Genomic DNA, 25810 nt, shown 5'->3' on the forward strand with positions numbered 1-25810 from the left:
AGAACTGTTGACATGGAAAGAAAAGAATATTATTCCTTTTAAGCATGAATAACAGAAAAATCGACAATCTTGATCTGGAAATCCTGAATATACTTCAGGTTGATGGCAAGGTCTCCAACGCCGAGATCGCCCGCAAGGTGGGTAAAGCCCCCTCCGCCGTGCTGGAACGTGTCCGCAAGCTGAAGCAGAGCGGCATCATCAAGGGGTACGAGTGTATTGTTGATCACAAAGCGCTCGGCAGTGGCTTGACCGCATTCACTTCCATTCGCGTGGAAGAGGGCGTCGGCGCCACCGAAGTCGGTCAGCGATTGGCCGAATTTCCCGAAGTGCTTGAAGTCCATTACACCGCCGGTCGTGATTCCTACCTGGTCAAAGTGCGCGTGGAAGATACGGAAGCGCTGCAGGCGACGCTGGCCAAGTTTGGCACGTTGGGACCTGTTCGCGACACGAATTCCACTATTGTACTGACCACAGTCAAGGAATCCAGAGTTATTCCGCTACCCGGTGACGATAAATAGCTATACCTTAAGGAGACTCAGATGACCACTGACATTTCCTCCCTGGATCCGAGAATCATTGCTCGGGGCAGGGAGTTCTTCAAGTCTATTTCCGGCGAATCACCCTCCATCTTCAATAAAGGATGGTGGACTGGCAAGGTGATGGACTGGTCCATGAAGAACGAAGACTTCAAAATACAGATGTTTCGTTTTGTTGACGTGTTGCCCTGTCTCAACACTTCTGAATCTCTTTCTCGGCATATTGAAGAATATTTCGCCACCGATGACGCCAATATCCCGGATGTGCTCAAATGGGGAGCGACCAAGACCAAGATTGGCGGCGGGCTTGTTGCCAAGGTCCTGAACAAGACCATCCGCTCCAACATTGAATCCATGGCGCGACAGTTCATTATCGGTCAGGTTTCCAAGGAAGCGGTCAAGGGCATCAAGAAACTCAGGAAAGACGGCTTTGCTTTTGTGCTCGATCTTCTGGGGGAGGCCACGGTCTCCGAGGCGGAATCCGCTGCCTATCAGGCAGGCTACCTTGAAGTGCTCGAAGCCATCCAGAAGGAACTTGGAAAGTGGAAACCGCTTGAAGGCGGCTCCGGCGATCTGGATTGGGGCCATGCTCCCAAGGTCAATGTGGCCGTGAAGCCGACGGCCTTCTATTCGCAATCCAAGTCAGTGGATCTGGATGGTACGGCCTCAGGCATGATGGAGCGGATCGAACCCATCTACAAGAAGGTCATGGAGATGGGCGGGTTCATGTGCATCGACATGGAGTCGCTCAAGTACAAGGATGCCACCATTGAATTGTACAAACGGCTGCGCACCAAGTATCCCGACTATCCGCATCTCGGTATTGTTTTTCAGGCGTATCTGCGTTGCGTGGACGATGATGTTCGCGGTCTCCTTGATTGGTCTCGAGAAAAGGGGCTTCCCATATCCATTCGTCTGGTCAAGGGAGCGTACTGGGATTACGAAACCGTCATGGCCAAGCAGAACGACTGGCCCGTGCCTGTCTGGACCCACAAGCCCGAGTCCGACATCGCCTTTGAGCGTGTGGCCAAAATGATTCTTGAGAATGCCGACATCTGCCATTTTGCGTGTGCTTCGCACAATATCCGCTCCATCTCAGCCGTCATGGAGACCGCTTCCGAGCTGAATGTGCCGGAAGAGCGGTACGAGTTCCAGGTTCTCTATGGTATGGCCGAACCCGTGCGCAAGGGCCTCAAGAATGTTGCCAAGCGCGTGCGTCTCTATTGCCCTTACGGCGACTTGCTGCCCGGCATGGGGTATCTTGTCCGTCGCCTGTTGGAGAATACGGCCAACGAATCGTTCCTGAAGCAGACTTTCGCCGATGAAGCCGATATGGATGTCCTTTTGGAGAATCCGGAAGTGACCCTGCGTCGGCAGTTGGAAGAGAAATGCGTCACCCCCGAGCCTGAGCAGAGGGATGGCCTTTCCCGTTTCTCCAACTTCCCGGTTGTCGATTTTACCCTTGAGTCCGAACGCAATGCATTCCCTGCATCCATTGCCAAGATCCGCAGTCGGATGGGCGGTGAAGTGCCATTGTTCATCAACGGCAAGGAAGTGCGTACCGATGTTCACCTTGACTCCTACAACCCGGCGGACCCGTCCGAAATTATCGGTTCGGTCTGTCAGGCCGGTGTAGCCGAGGCGGACATGGCCATTGACGCCGCATCCGAGGCCTACCTTTCCTGGCGGGATGTTCCGCCCAGGGAGCGTGCCGAGGTCCTGCTCAAAGCCTCCCAGTACCTCAAGGACAATATTCATGATTTGTCTGCTACACAGGTTTTGGAAGTGGGCAAGCAGTGGGATCAGGCCCACGCGGATATCGCCGAGGCCATTGATTTCCTTGAATACTACGCCCGCGAGATGATTCGTCTGGGCAACCCCCGCCGTATGGGACGTGCTCCCGGCGAGATGAGCCAACTCTTCTATCAGGGCAAGGGCGTGGCCGCTGTCATCGCTCCCTGGAACTTTCCGCTGGCGATCTCCGTGGGTATGGTCTCAGCCGCCATCGTGTCCGGTTGCCCCGTGGTCTACAAACCAGCGGGCATATCCTCCTGCGTTGGCTACGGACTGGTCGAAATGTGGAAGGCCGCAGGGCTGCCCGACGGCGTGTTCAACTACTGCCCCGGTAAAGGGTCGGTCATTGGCGATCATATCGTTGACCATCCGAAGGTTTCCGTCATCGCGTTCACCGGTTCCATGGAAGTCGGTCTGCGCATTCAGGAACGCGCTGCCAAGGTGCATCCCGGCCAGCAGCAGTGCAAGAAGGTCATCGCGGAGATGGGCGGCAAGAACGGGACCATCATCGACGATGATGCCGATCTTGATGAAGCCGTGCTCGGCGTGTTGTACGCAGCCTTTGGATTTCAGGGCCAGAAATGCTCTGCCTGTTCCCGCGTCATCGTGCTCGATGCCATTTATGATCGGTTTATTGAGCGTCTGACCGAAGCCGCCAAATCCGTGAAGCTTGGCCCTTCGGAGAATCCCTCCAACTACATGGGACCGGTGGTGGACAAGGCCGCTCAGGAAAATGTGCTGCGCTATCTCGAAATTGCCGAGAGTGAAGGGAACGTGCTGGTCAAGCACGAGGTTTCCGCGGATCTCAAGGCCACTGGCGGGTGTTATGTGCCACTGACCATTGTGGACGGTATCACCAAGGAACACCGCATCGCGCAAGAGGAAGTCTTCGGGCCGATTCTGTCTGTCATGCGGGCCAAGGATATGGACGAGGCGCTCGATATTGCCAACTCCACCCGGTTCGCGTTGACCGGAGCCATTTATTCCCGCTCCCCGCGCAATCTGGAACGGGCCTTCAATGAGTTCAGAGTGGGTAACCTGTACCTGAACAAGCCCTCCGTGGGCGCATTGGTCGAACGTCACGCATTCGGTGGCTTCAAGATGTCCGGTGTCGGCTCCAAATCCGGCGGTCCCGATTATCTGTTGCAGTTCTTGGATCCGCGTCTGGTCTGTGAGAACACCATGCGCCGTGGCTTCACTCCCATCGAGGAAGATGACGAGTGGGTCAGCTAGAACGCTACTCTCAATAATAAAAGGCCCGGCAGATTCGTCCTGCCGGGCCTTTTTTTGTGAGCAATGGGAAAGTGATTAGATATACAATGTCATTGCGTGCCATTCGGCTCCGCCATGATCTGAGGCGGAGAGGCCGTCATCAAGGAATCCGTGCCGGGAATAGTAGGGGAGCAGGTCTTTCTTGCACAGCAGTTTGATCGTGGACTTGCCGAGTTCGCGGGCCTGTTCGATGAAGTTGCTCATGAGTTTGTCCGCAATGCCCTGGCGTTGATAATTGGGGTGTACGGACAGGGAAAAAATAACGATATGTCGGCCATCAGGATCGTGACCGATGAGCTTCTTGAACTCTTCATCCGAGATGTCTTCTTTGTCAGTGGAGCCTGAATTGACCTGTCCAACCACGTCCCCGTCCAGTTCGGCTACGAGAAATCCTTCGGGATATTCCTCAATACGATTCTGCAGAGAGCTTGTCCATGCGGCTTCGCAAGGGGGGAAACAGTTGGCCTCAATTGTGTGACATGCGGTCAGGTCTTCGGGTTCAACAGTACGAATGATCAAGTTGTTCATGTTAATCCAATTCTATCCCTTCAAGGGTTGATTCAAGTTGTTCCCAGTTCTCATAGGCGATTTCAAGGTCAGACTCAAGGCTTTCAAGGCGCTTTTGGTCGTCAGCCATTACCTCGCCGGAGTTTTTGAAATAATCCGGGGCGGCCATTCTGGTTTGCAGCTCTTCAAGGTCTGTTTCAAGGCTTTCGATGAGAAGCGGTATTTTTTTGAGTTCGGCCTGCTTTTTTTCCAGCTCGAACTTTTCCTTGTAGCTGAGTTTCTGTTTTGCCGGTTTTTTCGGTTTGGCTTCAGGTTTGGCCTTACAGGCTTTGGTTGTTGGCGCCGGAGTGTTCGGACGCTGGCGAATCCAGTCATCATACCCGCCTACGTATTCAGCAACCCACCCATTGCCTTCAAAACCGAAAGTGGAGGTGACCACGTTGTTCAGGAAGGCTCGATCATGACTGACCAGCAGCAGGGTGCCGGGATAGTCCATGAGCAGTTCCTCAAGGAGATCGAGGGTCTCGACATCCAGATCGTTGGTTGGTTCGTCCATGACCAGAACATTGGAAGGGCGAGTGAACAGCCGTGCCAGGAGCAGGCGGTTGCGTTCGCCGCCCGAGAGGACGGAGACGGGCACCTTGGCTCTGTCCGGGGTGAACAGGAAATTTTTCAGGTGACTCATGACATGGAGCTGGTTGCCGTTGATGGTGACGAAGTCGTTGCCGTCAGCCACATTGTGCCGGGCTGATTGAGTCTCATCCAGTTGTTCGCGCAACTGATCGAAATAACTGATTTGCAGGTTCACGCCGTGCCGTATGGAGCCGGATTGTGGCTCCAGTTCTCCCAACAGAATCTTGAGCAGGGTGGTCTTGCCCACGCCATTGGGACCGATCAGGCCCACCTTGTCACCACGCATGACCGCTGCGGAAAAATCGGAGATGAGCGGGGTGTCGTCGAACCCGAAACAGATGTCCGTGGCTTCCACCACCAGTTTGCCCGTACGGTCCGCATCCTGAATGACCATCTTGACCGAGCCGGTCCGATCCCGCCGAGCCTGGCGTTCCTTCCGCATCTGGCGCAGGTCGCGGACCCGGCCCATGTTGCGGGTACGTCGGGCCTTGATGCCCCGGCGAATCCAGGCTTCTTCTTCCGCCAGTTTTCTGTCGAAATTGTGGTTCTGCTTGGCCTCGGCTTCAAGCACTGCGTCCTTGCGTTCCAGGTACGTGCTGTAATCGCAATCCCAGCTATAGAGCTTGCCTCGGTCCAGCTCGATGATGCGTGTGGCCAAGCGTTTGAGGAAGGCGCGGTCATGGGTGACGAAAAGCAGGGTCGTATTCTGTCGCAGGAGAAAATCTTCCAGCCATGAGATGGAGTCGATGTCCAGATGGTTGGTCGGTTCATCCAGAATGAGCAGGTCCGGGTCACTCACCAGGGCGCGGGCCAGGAGCGCACGGCGCTTGGTGCCGCCGGACAGGGAGGAGAAGGATTCGTCGCCATCCAGCTTGAGGTGGGAGAGCACGGTCTCGATGGTCTGGTGATGAGGCCAGCCTCCGGCATCTTCCAGGGCATGCTGGGCGCGTTCCAGGTTGGTGACCTGAGCGTCGTCCGGGTCAATTGATTCGGCCAGCGCCCGGGATGCATCGTGGTAGGCTGACAGGTTTCGTCCTACAGCGCCCAACCCCTGTGCCGCGATATCGTACACCGAACCGTCGAGGTTCTGGGGCACTTCCTGCGGGAGCATGGCCACCTTGGAGCCTCGGGCATAGTCGATACTCCCTTCATCCGGTTTGGTTATGCCTTCGATGATGGAGAGCAGCGTGGATTTTCCCTCGCCGTTTCTGCCTAGTAGGCAGACCCGTTCACCCGGTTCGATTTGCATGGAAATACCGTCCAGCAGAATTGTTCCGGTGAAGTTTATGGATATGTCGTGCAGGGAAACAACGGCCATTTCTGATCCTCAAAGAAAAGGGAGCTGGCGGACCAACCCCCGAATTCATTCAATACATATGAAAGTTACTTGCAGACGTTTTGAAAAGCCTGATGTCGTTCGTCGTAGGGAGGGAAGCCGAAGAAAGCAGAGCCGGACACGAGAATGTCCACGCCTGCCGCCGTCAACTCGGCAGCATTGTCCAGAGTGACGCCACCGTCGATCTGGATGAGCGTGTCGGCCTTGGCTTCAGTGATCATTGCACGCAGTTCCTTGACCTTGTCCAGGCAGAACGGGATGAACTTCTGGCCGCCAAAACCCGGATTCACGGACATGATAAGGACCATGTACAATTGCGGAATCAGGTATTTGATACTCTCAAGAGGCGTGTGCGGGTTGAGTGCCACGACTGGTTTGGCTCCGGTCTCGGCGATTTGGGCACAAACACGTTCCAGATGATCACAGGTTTCAGCATGTACGCAGATGAGGTCTGCGCCAGCGTCGGCAAAATCCTGAATGTATCGGCCAGGCTCCTTGATCATCAGGTGACAGTCGAAAAAGAGATTCGACTTTGCGCGCATGGCTTTGATGATGGGAGGGCCAAAGGTGATGTTGGGCACAAACATGCCATCCATGATGTCCAGATGGACCCATTCAAGGCCGGCAGCTTCCAGCGCTTTCAACTCGGATTCCATGTTGGTGAAATCCGAAGAAAGCATGGAGGGGGATAGAATCATAATGTCAACTCCGCTTCGTCAATTGTGATAGAGGAGGTGTACCCGCTAGTGAGCGTGATCGCAAGTCTTTCGCGTTGACCAAGGCAGAGGATCATACGGACTGTTTTCTTTTTGTGTGAAATGCTCTATAATTCTTGGTATGCGTTGTATTATCAAAATATCACCAGCAATATTGTGGACTTGTCTTGGCCTTATGGGGGTGCTGACGGCGGTCCCGGTTCAGTCTGATGACATCCGTTTTTATGCCGGCAGCCTTGCCCCGATGATACAGTTGGAGCCTGACGGGAAGATTACGGGTTTTTCTGTGGATTTGTTGAAGGAAGTGCTGGCTGAAGCCGGGGAGACTTTTTCGGAAGACATCATTTTGAAAACGAACTGGGGGCGGGCCGTTCATGATGTGGAAGTAACGCCCGGTACTGCATTACTTGCTCTCACTCTCTTGCCGGATCGCCAAGACAGGTTCAAATGGGTCGGGCCTATCAATGAGATACAGATTGGGGTGTTCGGTCGAAAAGCGGATAATCTGGTCATTCGTCATACAGACGATCTGTTCAAGTATCGTATCGCAATGGTACGCAACACGGCTCCCATGCTCATGTTGGTCAATAGTCTCCCCGGGATAGAAGAGCATATTGTGAAGGTCAGCAGTATCAGAACCCAGCTCAGAATACTCCATGCCGGAAGGGTGGACCTGATAATTCAGGCGGTGAAGGCAAGCCGACATCTGATGCAGGAAGAGGGACTGGAGACAGAGGAATTTTCATTGCTGTATCTGGTTGAACCGACGCGCTTGTACTATGGGTTCAACAAGACGACCGATGACGAGTATATCACCCGGTTGCAGGCTGCGTTAGACCGTCTGAAGCGCAAGGCCGTGGATGGGAGGAGTCGGTATGACCGGATCAGAGCGAAGTATTTTTCGGATGAAAATGCGACCCTGGGACCTGTCCAGTCTGATGGGGACTAGGCTCTTTGAGGCGTACTCAGGGCTGGTCGGCAATCAGCCGTTCCGCCGTGTAGCCCAGCAAGCCGCCGAGGACCAGGGCAAAGACCAGAAGTTGAAGTATGCCGCCGGGATTGTTCGGGTAGGTCAGGATTGCGCGCGGAATTGCGGTGATCAGGCCGATAAGCATGCCTGATGCCCAGCTATTCAATGCGTACCGGGTATATGAGATAATGATGCCGAGTCCCAGCCAGTTGATCAGGGTGGCAATGATTGTCTGCCAGGTCACCGTTGTGAACGCCATGGGAATGGCGTCCAGAATGCCTGCTGCAAGACCAAGCAGAAGTACCTTGAAAATCTTGTGCATAGGTACTCCTGCCAGTCCTGCCATTATTTGTCCATCTTGAAGTCGACTTTGATCTTGAACAGCTTGTCCGCAGGCAGGTTCAGCACCTTGATGCCTGTGGCCTCGGTGATGGATGCGAGGATGGCCTCCACTGCGTCCATGTCCGGGGCGATGAGCGCGAACCAGATGTTGAATTCGTTTTCACGCAGATAATTGTGCGTGACGCCATCGTGCTTGTTCACTTCGGCCACGAACTCGTCGATCTTGTCGTCCGGAACGGATGCCGCACACAGGGTGGACTGCCATCCCAAAGCCTTGGACGTGAAGTTGGCGCCCATGCGTCGGATCAGTCCTGATTTCTTCAGGTCGCGCACGCGCTCCAGCACTTCGTCTTCGGAAAGCCCCACCTGCTTGCCGACTTCCTCATACGGGCGGGAAGCCAGGGGGAAGTGGGACTGAATGATATCCAGAATCTGCTTGTCGTAGGAATCCATACTTACTTCTTTGGCTTTTTCTTCGGCTCGTAGGAGCAGAGTGGTTCTTCCTTGAGATAATGGCCCTTCATGGTCTGGGCACGCGCACGGCAGCCGCCGCAGACTTTTTCGTATTCGCAGTGGCCGCATTTGCCGTCGTAGACATCCGGGTTACGCAGATTGAGAAATTCCTGGGAATGTTTCCAGATCTCGGGGAACGGCGTTTCACGCACCTGGCCCGAATCGAGTTCGAGGTAACCGCACGGCTGTACCTGACCACGATGGGAGATGAAGCAGAAACCGATGCCGCCGAGGCAGCCGCGACTGACAGCATCAAGACCGAAGTTGGCAAAGTCGACAGGCGTGCCGTCTTCCTTGGCGCGTTGGCGGAGGATGCGGTGGTAGTGCGGTGCGCAGGTGGCTTTGAGCTGCATGTCAGTGGTTTGGCGGAAATCATAGAACCAGTTGAGTACGTCTTCGTATTCGTTGGCGGTGATGACTTCGGTGCCGAGTTCCACGGCGCGTCCAGTGGGAACGAGCAGGAAAATGTGCCAGGCAGAAGCGCCGAGTTTTTCGCACAGGTCAAAAATGTTCTTGAACAAATGGAGATTGTTCTTGGTGACCGTGGTGTTGATCTGGAACTCGATGCCCACGTCTTTCAAATATTGAATGCCGCGCATGGAGGCGTCGAACGCCCCGATTTCGCCGCGGAATTCATCGTGCTGGGCCGCTTCGGGGGCGTCGATGGAGATGGAACATCGTTCGATGCCAGCGTCTTTCATCTTTTGCGCGGTTTCGGGCGTGATGAGCGTTCCATTGGGGGCCATGACACAACGTAACCCTTTGGCCTTGGCATAGGCGATGAGTTCGTAGACGTCGTGGCGCATCATGGGTTCACCACCGGTGAAGATGATGATCGGGCTGCCCACGTTCGGGAAAGTGTCGATGAGGGCCTTTGCCTCCTCGGTGGAAAGCTCGCCTTCATACGGCTCCGGGTGTGCCTCTGCCCGGCAGTGTTTGCAGGCGAGGTTGCAGGAACGGGTCACTTCCCATGCGATGAGTCGGCATATGGGTGTGACGCCGTCGTCGAGATATTTCTTGGGCGCATGCTCGGCACCGGGGTGCATTTTGCCATGGGGGTGTCCGCCGGGATGTCCTGCGGGCTTGCCTCCGGGATGTGCGCCGGGATGACCTTCGGGGGGACAGCCACCAGGGTGGCCTTTGGGATGTTCGCTCATATTATTTCAATACCTTGAGTACGTCTTCAGTGAAGTAAGTGAGAATGAGATCTGCCCCGGCACGCTTGAACCCGGCCAGAGACTCCATGACCACTCCCATCTCGTCAATCCAGTCGTTCTGGGCGGCGGCCTTGATCATCGAATATTCGCCGCTGACCTGATAGACGGCCACGGGAGTGTCGAAAGTATCGCGCACCATGCGGACAATGTCGAGATACGGCTGGCCGGGCTTGACCATGAGGATATCCGCGCCTTCTTCGAGATCGGCCACGGCTTCGCGCATGGCTTCACGGACATTGGGCGGGTCCATCTGGTAGGTCTTGCGGTCTCCGAACTGGGGTGCGGACTCCGCGGCCTCGCGGAAGGGACCATAGAATGCGGAAGCGTATTTCACCGCATAGGACATGATCGGGGTGTTGATGAACCCTTCCTCGTCCAGAGCAGCGCGGATGGCGGCCACGCGGCCATCCATCATGTCGGACGGGGCGACCATGTCGGCTCCTGCCCGGGCCTGGGCCACGGCAGCCTTGGCCAGTAAATTCAGGGTGGGATCGTTCTGAACGTATTCGTTCTTCACCAATCCGCAATGGCCGTGGGAGGTGTATTCGCACAGACAGGTGTCGGCTATGACCACCAGCTCGGGCCAGGTGTCCTTGAGCAGGCGAATGGCCTTCTGGACAATGCCCTTGTCATCATAGGCTCCGGAACCAACATCGTCCTTTTCAGCAGGAATACCGAAAAGGATACAGGCCTTGAGACCGTCGGCAACGGCTTCACCGACCTTGATTTTCAGTTGCTTCAGGGAGAGTTGGTACTGGCCGGGCATGGAGGAAATTTCCTTCTTGAAGGAATCATCATCCGTTTCAACCACAAAATAGGGCATGATCAAATCGTTTGCAGTGACAGCGTTCTCACGAACCAGCTCGCGCATGGCCAGGGAGCTTCTCAAACGACGACCACGAAAAAAATCAGAGGGGATCATATCTTCTCCAGAAATAGAAATCTCAATTTGAATACTTCTATACCCGTTTTCTTGGGTCGCGCAAATGCGAGCAGGGTGAGCGCATGCACAGCGTCGACGCCGAAGGCGGGGCGACAAAAGTTCTGGAAGGCTTCCGGGGGATCTCTTTCAAAAGATCCCCCGGAAGCCTGAGGCATTCTTGTCTTACAGCTTCTCGCCGGTGATTTCTTCGTCGGTGAGATAGCAGGCTGGGTCTTGTGCCCAGAAGTCATCGTAGTAGGCTTCGGCGCGGGCGCGGAAGTTACCGCCGCAGATGTTCAGGAAGCGACACTTGGCGCAACGGCCGCCAACGTGAGGACGCTTGTCCTTGAGTTTGTGCAGCAGTTCGATGTTCGGGTCGGTCCAGATTTCGGAGAACGGGCGTTCCAGCACGTTGCCGAAGGTGTGGTGACGCATGAACTGATCAGCGTGCACCTTGCCGTCCCAGGAGATACAGCCGATGCCGCGTCCGGTGGAGTTGCCCTCGTTCATCTTGAGCAGCTCAAGCACTTCCTTGGCGCGTTCGGGGTCTTCCTTGAGCAGGCGATAGTAGACGTGCGGGCCGTCAGCATGGTTGTCGACGGTCAGGACTTCCTTGGGCAGTCCCTTGTCGAACAACGCGCGGGTACGATCCATGATCAGATCGACGACATCGCGGGTCTCCTGATGATTCAGGTCTTCCTTGATCAGCTCGGAACCACGGCCGGAGTAGACCAGGTGGTAGAAACAGATACGGGGAATGTCCATGTCCTCGATGAGATCGAAGAGGTGGGGAACTTCAACAGCGTTGCGCTTGTTGATGGTGAAACGCAGGCCGACTTTGAGTCCCTCGGCCAGGCAGTTCTCAACGCCTTTGAGCGCCTGCTTGTAGGAGCCGGACACGCCACGGAATTTGTCGTGGACCTCTTCGTTGCCGTCGATGGAAATACCGACGTAGGAGAGACCGACTTCCTTCAGCTCCCGAGCCTTGGATTTGGTGATGAGTGTGCCGTTGGTGGAAATGACAGCACGCATACCCTTGGAGGTTGCGTACTTTGCCAGGTCGACCAGGTCCTCGCGGACCAGTGGCTCGCCACCGGAGAACAGCATGACAGGTGCGCCGAACTGGGCGAGATCATCGATCATTACCTTGGCTTGTTCGTTGGAAATGGGGTCTTTGTGGTCGCTGGGATCAACCGCATGGGCGTAACAATGTACACACTTGAGGTTGCAACGTTGTGTCATGTTCCAGACAACGACGGGCTTTTTGTCCTTGGAGAATTGAAGAAGGTGGGACGGCAGCTGCCCGGATTCGCGGTTGTAACGCAATGCGTCGGATGATTCGACAGCACCACAGTAAAGTTTCGAAATTCCTATCATTTAATAAACCTCTCAGATGAAATGAAGGTTTCAGGTGGCACACATGTTTGCACGTAAAAAAAGCGAAAAAAAAAGGGCCGGAAAGACCCTTGATCGCGCTTCCGAATGGGAAGATAAGAATTATACCCAAAAAGTCAAGAAGTCATTGTTCAGCTTACTCTGCCAGACGTATTTCAACACGTCTGTTTTTGCGTTGTTCTTCGTCGGTCAGCCCCTTGTTCAGGGGGCGGGTTCTCCCGTATCCCATGGTTTTTACGTGGGCCGGGTTCACTGACCATTTACTGACAAGGTACGCCTTGACCGCCTCGGCACGACGTTTGGACAAGGCCAGATTATATTCGTCATTGCCCTTGGTGTCCGTGTGGCCGCCGATGACGATGGATTTGCCTTTGAGCTCATCGGAGTTCAGCGCCTGCCCCAGAGAATCCAGAAGCGGGTATGACTGTTCCTGGATGGTTGCCTTGTCAAAATCGAACAGGACATCCAGATTCACACCACGCGCGTTTGTCCCCAGGGTTTGTTCAGGGGGGAGGTCCCGCTCCGAATTCATGGCCGCATTGCGCGGAGCGTTCATGGAGGATGTGGAGTCGCCAGCGAGTTCACTCTTGATTTCAGCTTCGGTCTCAACTGTTTTGAAATGGGCAAACGGTGACGGCAGCCATGCGGCGACGGGTATGGTCATATCCTTGGCAATCGCGCGAATGATCTTGTTGAATCCGCTCTCGCTGAGGCGGTATTCATGTCTGAAATAGATGTAGTCATCGGGCATCTTGTCTTCAATCCTGCCGGATTGCATCATGGTCCAGATGAGCTGCCCGCTGCCGGTAGAGTAAATGTCGAGCTGGATGGTGATGGCTGTGTCATCGAGGGTGTGCCCTGCATAGAAGTAGGGCACCTTGCCCAGAATCAACACGTCGGCCCCGCGTCTGCGAGCGGTGTCCATGGCTGTCTCAAGCCCCTGATAGCGGTCGTTGGTCCCGAATTCCATGGTCGGGAAAAGGCGCTCTTCGGTCCAGACATTGAAAAATATCTGCCCGAACGAGTTGGACAGAGCCGCGTGATCCGGAGTGCGCTGCTGAATGACAAAGGGGTGAAAGTAGGCTGTCAGCGGGGTGTACTGTTTGCCTTTGGGGTGAACGGAAACCTGCAGTGGCGATTTCCTGACAGGAGAGTTGGAGTACACGACAGTCTGATCCGTGAGTGACGGATCAACGTATGCACACGCAGGCAGTATGAGTAACAGAGCGAAAATTAATGCTTTTTTCATGACAGTCACCGGCTAAGTGTTACAACCGATCCGATGGTCGCGCCAAGTCCGTGACGCGGTCGGATTGTACTGAGCAGTTAAAAGCAATATGTATGCCGGAAAACCTACTGTATTGTCTGGGTCGGCGCAGGGGCTGATTCTATGGATTCCAGGAGTTGTTCGCGGGACTCCTTGAGGCCCTGGCGCAGGAGCAGTCGTTTACCCGTGGTGAGTCGTTTGAATTCTGGACGGTCAACCAGTTTTGACAGGCGGTCCATCTCTACCAATACATTACGGATGAGCTTCTGAATGTCCCGTTCGCGCGGGTTCAACTGTGCGGCGAGGACGGCCAGGTCACGTATCTCCCCGGCCATCTTCTTGAAGGTGTAAGGATCGACTTGCTTCGCAAGCTTTCTTTGTGCCTTGAACGCCTCAATCTTTTCCTTAAGCCATCCGAACATAGAGTGCTCCTACATGGTCGCCAACTGGGATTGCATCATCAGGATGGAAACAATGGCAAGGAGCAGGAATGGGACGATCATGACCGGGATGACCTTGGTATACGAGATCTTGTGAATATGCTTCATGCCGATGGCTGTGAGGACAAGACTCCAGATGCCGCTCAGTAATGCGACGCCCATGTATACCGTTGAGTTGAGCATGGGGATAATGGCGAGTATCGCCGGTGTATAAGCATAGGAAAAGGCCCGGAAAGTGCCTTCGAACCCCTTGTTGTTGCTGCGGATAAGGGTCAGGAGCAGAGAGTAGAGACCTGCCATGGCATAGGTCAGAACGGCGACTGCGGCCGGAGTAAGCAGTAGCTCGAAAATGCCGGATGTCAGGTCATAGGGGACCGGGACAAAGCCTTCAGAGGAAGGCATAAGGCTTATGGACAACCCGGCGCTGCCGTAGCCGAATTGAACTACGGCCTGGACCATGCCCACCAGTATGGCGTAGGTTAGCGGTTTGGCAACGCCGCCGCCAACGGGCATGACCGAGAAGAACACACGGGGTGAAAACAGGACCAGTTTGATGGTCATGAACAGGCCATGGAAGAAACCATAGCGGTCCAATTGTTCAAAGGGGGGTGGTACCTGCATTTGCGACAGGCCCATGTCATCTTCATCCGTACCGTCGTCATCAAACTGTGCCGGGTCCGGGAAATCCTCGTTGAATTCTCCTGTCCAGCCTTCCACGGGCTGTTGGTCGTCCGCTTGTTGAGACTCATAAGATTCGTAAACAGCAGGCTTTTCCTGAGCAGGAGGTGTGTACGCCGGTCGTTCCGGCTCGGAAGGGTGTGAGACCGAAGCTTCCGATGCTGGCGGATTGTCTACTGTGCTGCGTTCCTCGGGAGGACGCATGCGGTCCAGTCGTTCCCACAGTCCTTCATCGGTTTGCTTTTCTTCGCTCAGCGTATTGATGAGCGGGAGTTGTGCCTGTGCCTGACTGTCGGTCTCTTCTTTGGACGCCGTGGCAGGTGCGGGAGCGGTGTCGGGTTCTGGTGCAGCGACGGACTCGGGGGTAGGCTCCACAGGGTCTTCAATGACGAACTCTTCTTCCGGCAGTTCGCGAAATTTGAATTTCGTCTGGCATTTCGGACAGGTGGCTACCATTGACCGAGCGGGTATCTTGGTTTCGTCCACTTCACGGGCGAATTTACATTCAGGACATATTATCTGCATTGTCGATCCTTGAAAGGCATGATTATTGTTAGCAAGTGGTCGTAGCTATTTTGTACGCAACAATCAAGTTGTCTGCAAACATGTGTACAGTTATGCGGGATTATTTTCCAGCAGAAGCATCTGCAGGGACCCCATGATGAAAGAGGCTTCGGCCAGCAGTTGGCGGGAGATAGAAGGGTAATCCTCATTCAACACATGGTGCACCCCTTCTCCTGCTTCATCAAATCGCTTGAGCTTGGCTGCCAGTTTTTCCGGCGTCTTGCGCAGTCGGCTGTAATGCAGGATCGGGGCATCCAGAAGCAGGGCGGTGCGGCCTTCGATACCGGCCAGCCGTTCGTGGACAGGGCGTTCATAGCGCACGGTCTCCCGATTGCGGAAGAGACGGAGCTGTAGGTCTGGCCACAATCCATAGCCCACCTTGCACCCGGATTCGTCGGGGTAGAACGTCATGCGCGGAAAATAGCACGCCTCCAGTCTTTTTACGAGCATGCAGGCCGTGAACAGGCCCCACACGTCCTCGCTGAACATTTCGTCTCCATCCAGAGAGAGGACCCAGTCGCCGGAACAGGCGTCAAGCATCCGGTTGCGTTGGGAGGCGAAGTCATCGAGAGGGTGGGCCATGTTGGTGATGGGGGCGGCGCAGGAAAATTCTTTGTCCGGTATTTCTTCACTGTCCCAGACCACGACGATCTCTTTTATCCAGTCCGGGAATTGGCTGAAAAATGTATCCAGCTCCGGCTCGTTCGGGTTCAGGATTACCCCGACAGACAGATCCGGAGCCTGGACGCCGACATGGCTCAGGTAGGAGCTGTTGATGGCCTGATGCGGTTTTGCGCTCATGAAGAGCCGTTGGAGCGACTGGAAATGCTTGCGGTCTTCGTCGGTCAGGGAGGGATTGAGGACAAGCGTGGCATTGTCCGGAGTGACCCCGTCCAGGGCAAGCAGATAGAGCTGTGCCCACAAAGAGATATCCCCGATGACAGAGGTGTTGCCGTCGCTCTCTGCCCATGCCGGATTGTCCTGCAAAAAGCCACGTATGGCATCCAGGTTGGTTTCACAGATGATGATGGTGGACGCTGGCAACGCCTCGGCCAGCGCCAGGGCATGCTCACCGTTGCCCAGCCCGAAGAGGACGACTTTCTCAGAGCAGCTTTTAGCCACAATCTTGAGCGTGCGGTCCACAAAGGCGAGGATGTCGTCTGATGCTGAAGGGGCGGGCTTTGGCGCGTCGTTGTCTTTGAAAGCAAAGGCAAGGACAGCGTTGGTATATTCGGTGGTCAGGGTACTCATTGCATGATTCCTTTATGGTGGAGAAGGTCTTCGTATACCGCCTCAAGTCGGCGGGTAATGGTTTGCGCCCGGTAGAGTCGGCTGGCTTTTTCCTGTCCGGCCACACCCATTCGGCGGGCTTCTTCGGGGTGGGAAAAAATATATTTCAGCGCGTTGGCGTATTCTTCAGCGGTTCGTGCGATCAATCCAGTGACCGCATGTTCGACCAGTTCGAGTTGGGCGTTATCCTTGAGGCCTTCAGAGGGATGGGTGATCACCGGCAGCCCGCAGGCCATGGCCTCGGCAATGACCAGTCCGAAGGATTCACCGGTGTCGTTTGCGTGGGCCAATACCGAAACTCCATTCAGAAATTCAGCGATCTCGCCGTCAGTCTGCACGGGATCGTGAAAGCACACGTTTTTGGAAAGGTCGTTTTCATGAACATACTCCATGGCCTCGGGAATACCGCCGATGATGTGATATCTGAAGTTCGGGATATCACGGACAAGTTGGGGCAGGAAATTCAGGGCAAGGGGTGACCATTTCCCTGGATCGGCCCGGGATATGCGTCCGGCGATGGGCAATGAAAAATCGCGCTCGGGGAGTGCGTGGTCTTTGAAAAAATCCGTATCCACAGGATTGTAGAGGAAGCCGTACCGATCAGGGTTCGCAGTGGCGCCGGTGGTGGTGGCGAAGCGTTCCAGACAGAAGCGGGACACGAACAGCGTACGGTCAATGACAGAGGCTGACGGACTGGGGTCATGGCGGCCGAAGACATTGGTCTCGACAACCACGGGGATGCGGGCGCGCTTTATGGTCGTGAGCATTTTTGGTTCGGCCCATCCTGCACGGTGAATATGGACTATCCGGGGCCTGAAACGGTCGAGGACATCAAGCAGGTCCATGCCGATATAGGTCTCAATGCCGAGGGCGCGGATTTGCGCACCGCGTTCACCGTCTTGCGGACTGTATACTGCTGGCGAGAACCGTTTTTGATCAAGGTTGGCAACGAGCAGTTGCATTACCTTTTCAGTGCCGCCAAGGCCTAGCGAATTGGCTATGTGGAGAACTCGGACAGGGGATTCAACCATGGATGAAGGGTGACATATGCTCATCCCGTTGTAAACCTGTGCGGTCATTCTGAAAGAAGAAAACCGGCCCCGTATGGGGCCGGTTTTCTTACCTGTTGGCGTTGGTATATGCGTTGGCTGCGCGGAGTTTGGCTGCGTTGGCGCCTGTGCGGATTTTAAGCGGCGGCTGTGGTGCCGGAGTGGCTGGTTGACTGGGTTGCGCGGATTCAGCACCCTTTGGCGTGGCCGTTTTGGGTGGGGCGCTTGGTTCCGGCGTGGTCTCCTGCATTGTCGGGGCAGGCGGCGTTATCGGCGGAGCAACCGGGCGAGGTGGAATCGGTGCCGTTTGCTTCACGGTTTGCGTCGGCGCTTTCTTCCCGTCATGGATGGGAACGATCTGGGCATAGGCCGAACGAAGCCCGTCCAGAATCTGGATGACTTCATCGATCATCTTGTTGTCCAGACGGATGTTGGCCTTGATCAGCTGGTTGTTGCAAAACATGTAGAGCTGCCCCAGTTTGGGCGTGATCTCTCCGCCTTTGTCTTTGTTCAGGCATTCAGCCAGCTCATGGACGATGGCCATGGCCTTGGAAATATAGATACCCTTTTTGGCGAAGTCTTTGTTGTCAATTTCGATTTTTGCCCGTTTGAGAAACTTGATCGCTGCTTCGTAAAGCATGATCAGGAGTTCACCCTGGGTAGTGGTCTCGACCTGGGTCGCCAAATACGCCCTTGCTGGGTTGGCCATTAATATATCCTCCTCGTTCTATCCTACGAAGACAGTTGTGCTATTGAAGAATCCAGCTGTCCCTGTGTAAGCTGGTATTGACCAAGCAGTGCGTCAAGACGTGCAAATTTGAGTCGCAAATTCTGTTCCATTTTTTCAATTCGCTTCTCTTCATACTTAATCTTGGTGTCAATGGAATCCATGATGTCTCTGTAGTTGTCCTGCAGGACAGCCAGAGGGCCACCTTCGTGTGTGATTTCACTATACGGCTTGGTCAGCTCGCTGAGTTCATCAATCATCTCACCGGTTTTACCGGTCTTGATGCTAATTTCTCCGCTGTGTGTCCCGGCTGTTGTGTTGTCCAGACGGATTGCCATACCAGTAGCTTCACCGGTTAGGCCAGTGATTTCCCAGCCCGAAATAGATGCTTCTTCTCCATTGATGGTCGCACTTGTTATCTGTGTGCCATCGCTCACAATTTCCACCTCGTATAGACCGGCCTTCGTGGTCCCTTCAATGGAGGACTTGTAGGTAAAGTCTGGAGAAGCGCTTTCTCCAATGGCTTGGGCGGAAAAGAGTTCGGCGACTCCAGTAGGATCATCACTGATCGCCTCGGCAAGCTTTTCATAATCAATTGTCAAAAGGCCGTACGTGGGAGAACCGTCCTCGGCATCGGTTAGAATGCCCAACTGTGATAAACTTGCGTATTTGTCGCCCAAGAGGGTGTCCTGGTCATATGGCTTAAAGCCAAGCCCGATTTCAGCTGTGATATTCTTCAGCTTCTGAGACACCATATCGACACCATAGTTGCCGGTCAGAACAGCGCCTTCGCCTTCATCATTGACTTTGGTCATGGCGATGACCTGTGCACGTACCATGTTGATCGCCTGAACTATGCTCGTGACATTGTCCTGCATGGACTGTTGGTCCGTGGTGATTGTCAGGCTGACAGTTTCACCGGGGCTGGCGTCCTTTAGGTTCAGCGTCAGTCCTTCGATCACATCGTCGACAGTGTTGGATGATCGTTCGATCCAGCCTGCATTGGAAGCTGGGAAGCCGTTTACCCGGACCTGAGAGTTCTGTGCATTCTGGGTCTCGGTAAAATCACCTGATCCGAAAATGATGGAACCGGCATTTGAGATGACCACTTGATTGTCTGCACCCTGATCCATGCCGTTGATTTGCAAATGGTATACTGAGCCATCGAAAATTGTGCTGGCCCGGATGTGTTCTTTGGAATCCGGGTGATTGTTAATTATGTGGACGAAACCTTCAAGGGTCGTTCCGGCTGCAATATCATTCAGGGTATAGCTTGTGCCACCATAAGAAAAGGTGAACGAAGTGTCGGCAGAGGTGACGGATGAGGTCAGTGAGTTGGCCCCGGAAGTCGTGATGAGTACATCGTTGGTGGCCAGTTGTCCGATTTCAAGTGTGTGGCTCGCTTCCTGAGCCTTAGCATTACCTGTAGCCAGGACCAGATCCGTGTTGGAACTTGATACAGCCTTGGTCATGAATTCGTTGACGGAGTCGTAGTTCTGCAAGGTGGTCTTCAAGGTGAGCATCTGGGTGTTCAGTTCCTTGAAGTACTCATTCTTGAGTTCCCAGGAGGCTTTCCAGTTCTCCAGGCGCACTACACGGTTCTGCTCAACCTTGACGAGGCCGTCAATGAGTGAGTTGAAGTCGGTTCCGTTACCGAGGCCTGCGAAGTTGATCGCGCCAGATGTATACGTGCTATCAGACATGGCTTTTCCTACTTATCGGAATATTTTTCCCTATACATTAGGTCGCCATTGTACTTGCAATCCTGGTGCCACAGAGGAGCAAGTCATACCCTCCTGAAAACAAAGGGCCGGACTCCATTGAGGAGTCCGGCCCGAACTGTCGCTATAAAGCGATGCGATTCATGACTAACCGATGAGGGACAGAGCCATTCTCGGCAGGGAGTTGGCCTGGGCCAGCATGGAAACTGCGGCCTGCGTCATGATCTGGTTGCGGACGAACTCGGTCATCTCGGTGGCGACGTCAACGTCGGAGATACGAGATTCAGCGGCCTGAACGTTTTCAGCCTGGATTTCCAGAACCGAAACGGTGTTTTCAAGCCTGTTCTGCAAGGAACCGAGGTTGGCGCGAATCTTATCCTTGGAAATGATCGCGGTGTTCAGAACATCCAGGGATGTCTGTGCCAACTGCTGGGTCGAGATCGAAGCACCTGCGCCGGTACCTGCGCCGAGGCCAACGCCGAGGGCAGAAGCGGTCGAGTTGTTGATCTGGACGTAGTAGTAGTCTTCCGCAGAGTCGTTACCGGTACCGAAGTGAACCTTCAGCTTACCTGTGGCCTTGAGGCCGGAACCATCATGTGTGGAGCCGGACAATGCGCCGTTGAGCAGGTAAATGCCGTTGAAGTCGGTCGAGTTGGCGATACGGGTGATTTCCGAAGCCATGGCCTGATACTCGGAGTCGATGATCAGACGCTGGTCAGAGTTATAGGTACCCGTGGAGGCCTGCATGGCCAGTTCCTTCATACGGATGAGCTTTTCATCGATAACGCCGAGTGCGCCGTCAGCCGTCTGAATGAGGGAGATAGCGTCGTTTGCGTTACGGATGCCCTGATGCAGGGATGAAATGTCAGCGCGCATGAGCTCTCGGACGGCCAGACCAGCTGCGTCGTCAGAAGCTTGTGTGATGCGCAGACCCGAAGACAGACGACGGGTCGATGATTCCAGGGCGCCGAACGAAGTACTCAGGTTGCGAGATGCGTTCATTGCCATCAAGTTGTTGTTAATAACCAGTGCCATAATTTCCTCCTTGAAATTGTTGCGGCTTCCATGCCTAAAGTTTATGCGCCCAGCGTTTTGATTTTGCCGGGTAAACTTTTCGCTTGTTGATCTACTCATCGTCAGACTGGCGAAAAACTTTAGGGCCTATGAACGTTTTTTATTGTTTGCAAAACAAGGGGGATGGGGCGTGAAACAGCGTGCCGCATTTCCATAAATGGCGCGGTTTTTCATGCTATCGAGCAAGCAGGGAGAAAGTGATGGGACGAGCTTTTGAAAAAAGAAATAAAATCAGGGCGTAGGAGAGGCGATGTTTATGACTGGCGCATGACGTCCAGAAGATGGCGCAGCCGGAGTTCGTATGTGTGTTCAGCGAGGATGCGTTTTCGTGCGGCGTGCGCAATGGCCTGCCGTGCCGTCTTGTTTCGCAGAAATTTATCGATGAGTTCGGGAATCTCGTCGATTTTTTCAAAGACAACAGCCTCTGTTTGCAGATCAAAGAGATGTTCCATCTCCTTTCTGTAATCGGTAATCAGAAAGCCCCCGCATGCCGGGACGTCAAAGACGCGCTGATTGACCGCGCCCACCATCTGACGGCTGGTGCAGTTGAAGTTGACTTTGGAGGCCGGATAGAAGGCCGGAAGCTCCATGTAATAGTCCAGCCGGGAGATGGCGTTCCAGCCGTGTGCCGGGAGCAGGTGTTTCCAGCCCCGGTCGCCGACAATGGTGGGCGAGAACGGGAGGGTCTTTTCAACGCAGGCCAGTCTGTATTGCCGTGTGGCTTCCCAGGTGAGCAACGACTCGCAAGCCAGCCGGTTTTCCATGGTGGGCAGCGCGTTGAGTGCGGCGAACCAGTCGGGATGGTGCTGTTCAAGGTATCGGGCGACCAGGGTTTCCCCTGAACTGCCATAGGCGCGGGCCACGGCCGCATAGTCTCGGGCCAGCTCGGCAGGGAGCGCGGCCTGCGACAGGCTGTCGGCCACAGGTCTGGTCATTGAGTTGCCCACGAAGGAAACATCGCAATTCCACTGCGTGGACACTTTTCCGGGAGTGAAGCTCTTGGGATCAGTGGCCAGCGGCAGATAGTGGATGCGGGAAAATCCTTTGGCCCGTATGGTGTCGATATTTCCTGCGTCAAAGGTGAAGATGGTCGTGTTATCCGTGCCGGGGTGGGCGTAGTCAAAGAGAATCAGATGAGGATTGTCCACGAACCAGGAGGCCAGGGGGAGACCCAGGTCGTCCAGAAGCCCGGCCAGTTTACCTTGGCGATCCAGTCCGAAATGGTTGACCGTGAGCACGAAATCCGGCTTGAAATCGATGATCGCCTTGAGAATGGCTTCGATGAACTCCTGACTTCCTTTTTCTCGGTTATCCAATGAGATCGCCCTGTGTTCAATGCCCATGCCGTCCAGAGCGGCGAGAATCTCGTGGCATAAAAAATACCTCGAATCAAAGAACAGCACCCGCGGAAGGGCATGCTGAAATTTGGGGTAGTGAGTCTGACTCCAGAAGTCCGGCCTTGGTGCTGCTTTGATGGTGTCGTTCAGTGCGCCGTAGTAGTCGCGGTCTAGTCTGAGGTAGAGTGGAAAGATCACTGGCGCCAGTGAGAGGTCGCCATTGGCGGCCTGAAAATCATGGATACGCGTGAGTGCGTCGCGTGGGTTTGCGTCGTCGACCCAGAGCAGGTTCGGAGATTGAGTGCATCTGGTTTTGACTGTGGTAACGTCAAGGATCGAGGTTTCCCGATCCACGACAATAACCGGAAGGCCTCGTTGCAGCAGGGCTTCCAGGCATATGCCCAGTCCCGATCCCATAAGCACCGGTATGGTGTCGTCTGCGATTTCCGTTGCCATGGCTGCTTCGCGGTCAGCCCCTTTGCGGCCCCACAGGTGCCAGGTCTTGCCCAGGATGTGAATACGGACATCTGAAAGAGGACCGTTGAGAATGGGTTCTGCTGTGTAGGGGGTATGGACCATGGGTTCAATCTGTACTGCAAACAGGACAGGTCAGGCAAGGCGTCTTTCTTATATATGATATGTACGGCTACGGCAGGCTGGGGAATGGTGGGTCGGCGTAGTGCGACATCCTGTGTGTTGCGACGCCGGGGATCGCCGTATCCAGTGAAGGTCCGGGGTCAGGCAGATGCAGGGGCGCATTGTCAAAGAGTGCCGGTTGCAGCGTCCGGCAGAGTTCGCTGGCGCGGGATGCGGCTTCTTCCATCATGCCCGCGAGTGTGGCTGTCTGTGCTTTCCCGGTCATTGGATGGGTGTATGTAAAGGGTTGATCAAAGTATCCTGCCTGTCGCAGTAATTGTGGCGCATAGAACAATGTGACCAATTCAACGACCGCGCTCGGGAGTAGGGGGATCAGCGTAAAGAGTGAACGGGCAAGCCATGCCGTGGAGTAGAGTGTTTGAAGACGGCCATACCAGCCAAAGGCGTTTTGCAGCCCTGCGCGTGTCTCTGTCGCGGAGAGTGCAGCCATATCGGCGATGCCCTTTACCGGGAGCGCTGCAAACAGGGTCGGTTTCAGCGAGTGCATCAGGCGTCTGACCCGATAGGTCGGGCGACCGAGCATCTCAGGACACATGATCATGTCCATGAGTGATTCCAGCGCGCGGTGTCGTTGCCGTACCCTAGATTTCTGTGCGGCATCGTCGGCATAATAGTTGCCTGAGAGATACCAGACCATGGGGTGCATGACGACATCGGCAAAGATGTGTGTGACCATGCCGACCAACAGGGATATGGCCAGTCCCGGTTCGGCGAGTTGAGCGATATGTTCGGTCTGCAGGCGAATCAGGGTGAACGTATCCTGGCCGTTTGAGCCGTGGAGTTGATGGGCCAATCGTTCCAGGGAACGGCCCGGGCCGGATCTGCCGTAAAACAACCCGTCGTGAAAGACGGCGCCAAGCAACAATCCGGATTGGTGAGCGGTCAGGTGATCAGCGTAAGGCGTGTCGGCAAGTTTCGCTGCCGTCATTTCCGTGATCTTGAAATGGATAAGGTCTTTGGGCATGCAGTGTCCGTTTTGGGTTTGCTTTTCCTGCATGCTACTTGATACTGTCTCCGGGTCAAGACATCTTCAACAACAGGATTTTTCAGTGACCAAATATCTCATTAATGAACAATATGACGTGGAGGATGCCGAGGCCAGCAAAGGGTTCGGCAAAGGGGAAAAACGGGAGGATTATGCGGATGCCTGGCAGGACACCGGCAACGTGGTCCTGATAGGGCTGCCCGGAGCAGGCAAGGCGGCATTGGCCGAACTCCTGAGTGAGAGAGCTGGTATCGAGGTGCGTGTCCCCGTTGATGCCGAGACCGCCAAGGTGGCGCTTGCCGAGGGCGGCAGGGTCATCGTCCTCACCGATGATCTGGTGGAGGACGCCGAGGTCCAGCCGCTCATACATGATTCGGGTAAGGTCTTTTATCTGATGGCCGACACCAGGCTGCTTTCCGACAGGGTGGCGAAGCGGGACGCGATCGAGGATCGGGATACCTTGTGGCGAGAGATGTCCGCACGACTCGCTGTCATGGAGCCTGTCTTTTACAGCGTGCTTCATTTTATCATGCAGGCAGCGGAGGCTCCCGAGGAGCTACTGTCCGACGCTTTGGAGAAGGTCGGGTACTAGTGACAGGCTCTTCGCTTTACGGTAAGCAGTGGAACGCAAAATACATCACTCATTCATAGGGAGAAATACATGCCGGAAAAGAAACTCAGGGTCGAATTCTTGTCCATGACCCCGGACGCTCTGTCCCTCATCTATGCCGCATTCAGGCAGTGTTACCATGCCGGTTTCGTGGCAGACATGTGGCCTCGGCTGTTGTCCGGTGAAGTCGATCCTCAGGTTCAGGCGGACTTTGTGTCAAAGACCATGGAGTCCGGTCACGACAGTCCGATAGAGCATGTCTCCATGACCTTTGCGATAGAGGGAATCTCCCGGGCGTGCTCCCATCAGATCGTGCGTCATCGGATCGCATCCTACTCCCAGCAGAGCCAGCGGTATGTGTCCGAGAATGATATGGAGTACATCCTGCCGCCTGCCATCGCCAAGATACCTGAAGCCCGGGAACGGTTCGAGTCCTTCATGGCCGAAGTGCAGTCCGCATATTCCGATTTGCGTGAAATACTGGTTGATCATGGGCGAAAGTCCAAGGCCAACGAGGATGCGCGATTCGTTCTGCCGCAAGCTGCTGAAACCAAGATTGTCATCACCATGAACTGCCGGAGCCTGCACCATTTCTTCCATCTGCGTTGCTGTAATCGCGCCCAGTGGGAAGTCAGAGCAATGGCTGATTTGATGTTGGATATATGTAAAGATAAACTTCCTGCTATTTTTGCTCATGGCGGAGCCAGGTGCGAGCAGTTGGGATACTGCCCGGAATCGCCGAAATTCGCCTGTGGCAAGTACCCGACTCGAGAAAAAAACGGGTAAAAATTTTCCAACACTTGGGGATTTTCCCTAGCCGCTGAGGCCTTGAGCTTCTTGACGATTCTGTGTCAACTTTTTTTATTTCAATTATTTTATATGGTTACATGTGTTCAAATATGAACATCCTGTGTCAGCCCTAGAGAATCGGGGGTTTTCGCCTTCTGCGTCTGTTGTCTGTTTTATAAAGATTTGTTGTGATAATAGTTGCTTATTAGCTTTGTTCAACAATATTAGTGGCTTGGTCGTGTGACGTCTCGCTAGACAGCAGGGTGGGAGAAAATGCCCTGTCGCAAAAAAAAGCCAAGAGAAAAGGAAATAACTAAAAAAATGATTAATTTGAGGTTTAGTGAGTTTTTATATGTTTAAAACTTTTTCAACAACTGTTTAAAAGTGTGTTTTCTAGAAATTATTGAGAGCCGGGAAACCCTTGTAACGCGGTTGTTTCATACGGGAAAAGGTAGAAAATCACTCCCTG

The 25810-nt window shown here is 54.4% G+C and carries 23 protein-coding genes; 5 read left to right on the forward strand and 18 right to left on the reverse strand.

Annotated elements, in window-relative coordinates:
- Window positions 1–44 precede the first annotated feature (44 nt).
- Window positions 45–518, forward strand: a complete 474-nt coding sequence (locus SRBAKS_RS17705; protein ID WP_229592276.1) for an Lrp/AsnC family transcriptional regulator — start codon at window positions 45–47, stop codon at window positions 516–518.
- A 21-nt stretch (window positions 519–539) separates the two neighbouring features.
- On the forward strand, window positions 540–3563 hold the full coding sequence (locus SRBAKS_RS17710; protein WP_229592278.1) for a proline dehydrogenase family protein: 3024 nt from the start codon (window positions 540–542) through the stop codon (window positions 3561–3563).
- A 75-nt stretch (window positions 3564–3638) separates the two neighbouring features.
- Here the strand turns inward: SRBAKS_RS17710 and SRBAKS_RS17715 are convergent, their stop codons facing one another.
- The 3 genes from SRBAKS_RS17715 to rpe form a co-directional block, all read right to left on the reverse strand.
- The gene (locus SRBAKS_RS17715) at window positions 3639–4130 is read right to left on the reverse strand and encodes a GNAT family N-acetyltransferase (protein WP_229592280.1); all 492 of its coding nucleotides are present in this window, start codon (window positions 4128–4130) and stop codon (window positions 3639–3641) included.
- 1 nt (window position 4131) lies between these two features.
- Window positions 4132–6060, reverse strand: coding sequence for an ATP-binding cassette domain-containing protein (locus SRBAKS_RS17720; RefSeq protein WP_229592282.1), 1929 nt, complete (start codon window positions 6058–6060; stop codon window positions 4132–4134).
- Between the two features lie 65 nt (window positions 6061–6125).
- A complete protein-coding gene (gene rpe, locus SRBAKS_RS17725) occupies window positions 6126–6776 on the reverse strand; it encodes a ribulose-phosphate 3-epimerase (protein WP_229592284.1) in 651 nt (216 codons plus the stop codon).
- A gap of 193 nt (window positions 6777–6969) precedes the next feature.
- Between rpe and SRBAKS_RS17730 the strand changes: the two genes are divergently transcribed.
- Window positions 6970–7743, forward strand: a complete 774-nt coding sequence (locus tag SRBAKS_RS17730) for a substrate-binding periplasmic protein (RefSeq protein WP_229592286.1) — start codon at window positions 6970–6972, stop codon at window positions 7741–7743.
- Between the two features lie 16 nt (window positions 7744–7759).
- Here the strand turns inward: SRBAKS_RS17730 and SRBAKS_RS17735 are convergent, their stop codons facing one another.
- From SRBAKS_RS17735 to SRBAKS_RS17805, 15 genes are all read right to left on the reverse strand, one after another.
- Window positions 7760–8086 carry a hypothetical protein gene (locus tag SRBAKS_RS17735; protein ID WP_229592288.1) on the reverse strand — a complete coding sequence of 109 codons (327 nt, stop codon included), beginning with the start codon at window positions 8084–8086 and terminating at the stop codon, window positions 7760–7762.
- Window positions 8087–8109: 23 nt separating this feature from the next.
- Window positions 8110–8559 (reverse strand): siroheme decarboxylase subunit alpha, encoded by a 450-nt coding sequence (ahbA, locus tag SRBAKS_RS17740; protein WP_229592290.1) that lies wholly within the window; start codon window positions 8557–8559, stop codon window positions 8110–8112.
- 2 nt (window positions 8560–8561) lie between these two features.
- Window positions 8562–9776: a heme b synthase gene (gene ahbD / locus SRBAKS_RS17745; protein ID WP_229592292.1), complete on the reverse strand. Its 1215-nt coding sequence runs from the start codon at window positions 9774–9776 to the stop codon at window positions 8562–8564.
- 1 nt (window position 9777) lies between these two features.
- Window positions 9778–10758, reverse strand: a complete 981-nt coding sequence (gene hemB / locus SRBAKS_RS17750) for a porphobilinogen synthase (protein ID WP_229592294.1) — start codon at window positions 10756–10758, stop codon at window positions 9778–9780.
- A gap of 183 nt (window positions 10759–10941) precedes the next feature.
- Entirely contained in the window at window positions 10942–12135 is a 1194-nt protein-coding gene (gene ahbC, locus SRBAKS_RS17755) for a 12,18-didecarboxysiroheme deacetylase (protein ID WP_229592296.1), read from the reverse strand.
- A gap of 154 nt (window positions 12136–12289) precedes the next feature.
- The gene (locus tag SRBAKS_RS17760) at window positions 12290–13402 is read right to left on the reverse strand and encodes an OmpA family protein (protein WP_229592298.1); all 1113 of its coding nucleotides are present in this window, start codon (window positions 13400–13402) and stop codon (window positions 12290–12292) included.
- Window positions 13403–13506: 104 nt separating this feature from the next.
- On the reverse strand, window positions 13507–13842 hold the full coding sequence (locus SRBAKS_RS17765; protein WP_229592300.1) for a hypothetical protein: 336 nt from the start codon (window positions 13840–13842) through the stop codon (window positions 13507–13509).
- Window positions 13843–13851: 9 nt separating this feature from the next.
- A complete protein-coding gene (locus tag SRBAKS_RS17770) occupies window positions 13852–15063 on the reverse strand; it encodes a YIP1 family protein (protein ID WP_229592302.1) in 1212 nt (403 codons plus the stop codon).
- Between the two features lie 90 nt (window positions 15064–15153).
- Window positions 15154–16353: a glycosyltransferase family protein gene (locus SRBAKS_RS17775; RefSeq protein ID WP_229592304.1), complete on the reverse strand. Its 1200-nt coding sequence runs from the start codon at window positions 16351–16353 to the stop codon at window positions 15154–15156.
- Window positions 16350–17423, reverse strand: coding sequence for a glycosyltransferase family 4 protein (locus tag SRBAKS_RS17780; RefSeq protein WP_229597019.1), 1074 nt, complete (start codon window positions 17421–17423; stop codon window positions 16350–16352). The genes SRBAKS_RS17775 and SRBAKS_RS17780 overlap by 4 nt, the downstream gene beginning before the upstream one ends.
- An 88-nt stretch (window positions 17424–17511) precedes the next feature.
- Window positions 17512–18150, reverse strand: coding sequence for a flagellar export chaperone FliS (gene fliS, locus SRBAKS_RS17785; protein WP_229592306.1), 639 nt, complete (start codon window positions 18148–18150; stop codon window positions 17512–17514).
- 23 nt (window positions 18151–18173) lie between these two features.
- Complete coding sequence (fliD, locus tag SRBAKS_RS17790; protein WP_229592308.1) at window positions 18174–19871, reverse strand: flagellar filament capping protein FliD; 1698 nt, start codon at window positions 19869–19871, stop codon at window positions 18174–18176.
- Between the two features lie 165 nt (window positions 19872–20036).
- Complete coding sequence (locus tag SRBAKS_RS17795; protein ID WP_229592310.1) at window positions 20037–20924, reverse strand: flagellin N-terminal helical domain-containing protein; 888 nt, start codon at window positions 20922–20924, stop codon at window positions 20037–20039.
- Between the two features lie 293 nt (window positions 20925–21217).
- A complete protein-coding gene (locus SRBAKS_RS17800) occupies window positions 21218–22879 on the reverse strand; it encodes a CgeB family protein (RefSeq protein WP_229592312.1) in 1662 nt (553 codons plus the stop codon).
- Window positions 22880–22946: 67 nt separating this feature from the next.
- Window positions 22947–23921 (reverse strand): zinc dependent phospholipase C family protein, encoded by a 975-nt coding sequence (locus tag SRBAKS_RS17805; RefSeq protein ID WP_229592314.1) that lies wholly within the window; start codon window positions 23919–23921, stop codon window positions 22947–22949.
- 85 nt (window positions 23922–24006) lie between these two features.
- On the opposite strand from SRBAKS_RS17805, the gene SRBAKS_RS17810 reads away from it, so the two are divergent.
- Window positions 24007–24534 carry a hypothetical protein gene (locus tag SRBAKS_RS17810; RefSeq protein WP_229592317.1) on the forward strand — a complete coding sequence of 176 codons (528 nt, stop codon included), beginning with the start codon at window positions 24007–24009 and terminating at the stop codon, window positions 24532–24534.
- A 69-nt stretch (window positions 24535–24603) separates the two neighbouring features.
- Complete coding sequence (thyX, locus tag SRBAKS_RS17815; protein WP_229592319.1) at window positions 24604–25338, forward strand: FAD-dependent thymidylate synthase; 735 nt, start codon at window positions 24604–24606, stop codon at window positions 25336–25338.
- Window positions 25339–25810 lie beyond the last annotated feature (472 nt).

This window comes from Pseudodesulfovibrio sediminis, from assembly GCF_020886695.1.
Classification (GTDB): Bacteria; Desulfobacterota; Desulfovibrionia; order Desulfovibrionales; family Desulfovibrionaceae; genus Pseudodesulfovibrio; species Pseudodesulfovibrio sediminis.